Below are 453 nucleotides of genomic sequence, written 5' to 3'. Positions count from 1 at the left end.
TGGCGAGCGGCGGCAGGAAGCCGCCGGAACTGCACGCGGACAGCACCGAGGCCAGCAGCAGCGCCCCGAGCGGGGCGCGCCTGGGGAAGAGCGTCATTTCCGTGCCGCCGACGGGCGGGGAAACGTCATGTCGTAGGTACTGCCGCCAGCCGCGAAACGAAGCTGATTACGGGTGATCTCTTCCAGCTTCCAGCCCGCAAGATCCTGCCCCTCGGCCAGTCGGATGATTTTCGCGGTGCCCGGCGGCCGTATCAGCGCGCTGCGGGCCTGGCCGCTCACGATTACCCCCACGAGGACGTAGTCGGTCAAGGGGGACCGCGCGGGCGCGGCCGGCGCGGGCGGCGGTGGCGGCGGCGGCGTCCATGGCGTGCGCGACGGATAGAACAGCGGATGTTCGGCGATCGCCGGATAGGCGGTCTGCACCACGGCCTCGGCGGCGCGCGCCGCGGCGGC

Annotated in this window: 1 protein-coding gene; it reads right to left on the bottom strand. The window is 72.4% G+C overall.

What is annotated here, in order from left to right:
- Window positions 1–93: 93 nt before the first annotated feature.
- Window positions 94–453: hypothetical protein (locus B8460_RS19500; protein ID WP_048863293.1), on the bottom strand; the 360-nt coding region annotated here is incomplete at its 5' end.

It is taken from the genome of Acidisphaera rubrifaciens HS-AP3 (assembly GCF_000964365.1).
GTDB classification, from domain to species: Bacteria; Pseudomonadota; Alphaproteobacteria; order Acetobacterales; family Acetobacteraceae; genus Acidisphaera; species Acidisphaera rubrifaciens.
Note: the sequence above shows the minus strand (reverse complement) of the source record. Positions and strands in the feature narration are given on the sequence as shown.